Source organism: Sphingopyxis sp. KK2, from assembly GCF_001990265.1.
In the GTDB taxonomy this organism is placed as follows: domain Bacteria; phylum Pseudomonadota; class Alphaproteobacteria; order Sphingomonadales; family Sphingomonadaceae; genus Sphingopyxis.
Genome location: NZ_LYVN01000248.1, coordinates 1 through 2,757, shown reverse-complemented (window position 1 = coordinate 2,757; position 2,757 = coordinate 1). Strand labels below are relative to the sequence as shown.

The 2,757-nt window shown below is 67.8% G+C and carries 3 protein-coding genes and 1 pseudogene; 3 read left to right on the top strand and 1 reads right to left on the bottom strand.

Annotated elements, in window-relative coordinates; translation table 11 throughout:
• Positions 1-325 (top strand): annotated as a pseudogene (locus tag B1A78_RS21300) (peptidase M56, BlaR1); the annotation flags it as partial.
• 101 nt (positions 326-426) lie between these two features.
• On the opposite strand, the gene B1A78_RS21295 reads toward B1A78_RS21300, so the two are convergent.
• On the bottom strand, positions 427-1,068 hold the full coding sequence (locus tag B1A78_RS21295) for a hypothetical protein (RefSeq protein ID WP_077148846.1): 642 nt from the start codon (positions 1,066-1,068) through the stop codon (positions 427-429).
• 162 nt (positions 1,069-1,230) lie between these two features.
• Between B1A78_RS21295 and B1A78_RS21290 the strand changes: the two genes are divergently transcribed.
• On the top strand, positions 1,231-2,151 hold the full coding sequence (locus B1A78_RS21290; RefSeq protein WP_077148848.1) for an MBL fold metallo-hydrolase: 921 nt from the start codon (positions 1,231-1,233) through the stop codon (positions 2,149-2,151).
• A partial coding sequence (locus B1A78_RS21285) for a DUF4230 domain-containing protein (RefSeq protein ID WP_077148845.1) occupies positions 2,148-2,757 on the top strand: 610 nt, incomplete at its 3' end. The genes B1A78_RS21290 and B1A78_RS21285, both read left to right, overlap by 4 nt.

Genomic DNA, 2,757 nt, shown 5'->3' with positions numbered 1-2,757 from the left:
GCCCATGCCCCCGATGCCGCCCATGGCCCCCGGCGCCTGGCAGTCGTTCGACGGCAAGGCCTTTTCGACGATGAACTGCGGCGAAGGCCGGACGCCGATGCCGCTGGTCAACCGCGACGACAAGGACGGCAAGAAGCACAGCCGCGTCGTGATGGTCCGCTGCGGCGGCGGCATGGACAAGGCGGCGCAATTGTCGGCGCTGAAGAAGGCCCGCGAGCAGTTCGCCGAGGGCGAGGCGGGTCGGCGCATGTCCGACGACATCCGCGCCAAGGTCGCCGCCGACCTCGACAAGGCGATCGCCGACCTCGAGAAGTCGGGCAACTGACGATTACAACTTTGACGTGGGCGCCTTCTCCCCGGTGGGCACCTGCGGCAGGGGCGGGGAAAGGGAGCGGGCGACCGCTCCCTTTTTCATCGGTGCCGCCGTCAGCTCGCGCGTTTGAGTCGGTCCGCCAGCGCGGCAACCAGCTGCGCCCGCGCATTGTGAGCAGTCGCGGTTGCGTCGACATCATCGGCCAGTTCATAGCCGGCGCGGCGTTCGAGCGCTGCGATCAAGGCATCGCGCGACGGCTGTTTCGCCAGTTCGTCGGCGAGGACATCGACCGCGAACGACCAGGCGTCGGTGGTGGTGTCGGCGATCGGCTGCGCGGTTGCCGCTGGTATGGCCACGGCAGTCTGGCTGCGGGTCCGCGCTTTCGCCCGGCTCTGGTTGACGGCGAGGAAGGCCGCGAGGCCGAGTCCGAAATAGCCGGTCCAGGTCAATATCCAGCGGATATGGCCCGACAGCGGATAGGGATTCGTCGACCAGATATGATCGACGGTGTAGCCGAAAGCGAAGATCGCGACCGCCGCTGCAAGCACATGGAAGAGCAGCAGCGCCGGTTGGCGCGCAAGCTGCGGCGAGCGCATGCCGGCGCGGAGCGCGAAACCGAAGAGGAGCGCACCCGCGCTGATCGACGCAAGGCGCAGCGGGCTGAACCACATCGCCGTCCCGTCGGTGATGAGCGCCGCGCGCACCGAGAGCAGCAGGTAGGTCGCCGCCCAGAACAGGCCGACCCACACCGCCAAGCGAGCGTCGTCGCGACGGGAGCGAGGGTGTGATATCATATCATTCATGGCGGCGCCGATAGCCGATGACGCGCGGTCGCGAAAGCCCGTGTCGACGGACTGCAGGCGCCTTTCTGCGCACGCCCCCTTTTTCTATCGCGTCGGCGATGCCACATGCAGGACATGAGCGACGAAAAGCCCTGGCCCGACAGCATCCACGCCGGCGATTGCGAACAGCATGAGCCGCTCGTGCGGCGCGTGCTTGCGCCGAACCCATCGCCTTACACCTTCACAGGGACCCAGACCTGGATCGTCGGCGCGGGGCGCGACGTCGCGGTGATCGATCCCGGTCCGACCGGCAGCGGCTTCAGCGTCGGCGATCCCGCCGATGCCAATGGCGTCGGGCATGTCGATGCGATCCTGCGCGCCGTCGGCGATGCGCGGGTCGCCGTGATCCTGTGCACTCATACCCACCGCGACCACAGCCCCGCGGCAGCACCGCTCAAGGAAGCGACGGGGGCGCCGATCATCGGCTGCGCGCCGCTCGTCATCAGCGACAGCGGCCCGCGCGCCGATTCAGCCTTCGACCCCGATTATGCCCCCGACCGCGTCCTCGCCGATGGCGAACGGATTTCGGGCGACGGCTGGACGATCGAGGCGGTTGCAACGCCGGGGCATACATCGAACCACCTCTGTTTCGCGCTGGTCGAAAGCGGCGCACTGTTCACCGGCGACCATGTCATGGCCTGGTCGACCAGCGTCGTCAGCCCGCCCGACGGCGACATGGCCGCCTATATGGCGAGCCTGTCGAAACTCTATGCGCGCGAAGACCGCGTCTATTATCCCGCGCACGGTCCTGCGGTGACCAAGCCGAAGCAGCTGGTGCGCGGCATGCTCGGCCACCGCAAGCAGCGCGAACGGCAGATATTGAAGGAACTCGAGCGCGGCACGGCCATTATCCCCGATATGGTGTCGCATATGTACAAGGGACTCGACCCGCGCCTGACCGGTGCCGCCGGACGCTCGGTGCTCGCGCATCTGCTCGACCTCGAACAGCGCGGCCGCGTGGCGCGCGACGCCGACGCATGGCGGCTCGTCGCATGAGCCGGTCACTGTTCCGCATCCTGATCGTCGTCGTGCTCGGCTTCGCGGTGTTTCTCGGCTGGCGCGCCTGGCAGGACTGGCAGCGCGGCTATGAGCCCGAGACCGTCGTTGCCGCGAGCCTGCAAGGGCTGCAGGAGCAGAATGTGCTCGTCCCCTTCACCGCGCGCTATGTCGCGGTCGTCACCTCGACGCAGAGCCGGCTGGGCTTGAGCGCCAAGAAGACGCTGATCATGCCGGGGACGGTGCGCTACGAACTCGATCTCGCCAAGCTCAAGCAATCGGACCTCGACTGGAATGCCGAGACCAATGCGCTGACAGTGACGCTGCCGCCGCTGCGGCTCGCCGGGCCCGAGATCGACATCGACGCGATCAGCGAGTTTCGCGACGGCGCGATCCTGCTGACGCTGACCGATGCCGAACAAACGCTCGACGCCGCGAACCGCAAGGCGGCGCAGGACGAGCTGATCAAGCAGGCCAAGGGCACGACCCCGATGCGCCTCGCGCGCGGCGCGGCGCGCACAGCGGTCGAGCAGAGTTTTGCCATGCCGCTGAAAGCCGCCGGCATCGATGCCAAGGTGACCGCGCGCTTTGCCGGGGATACGGCGG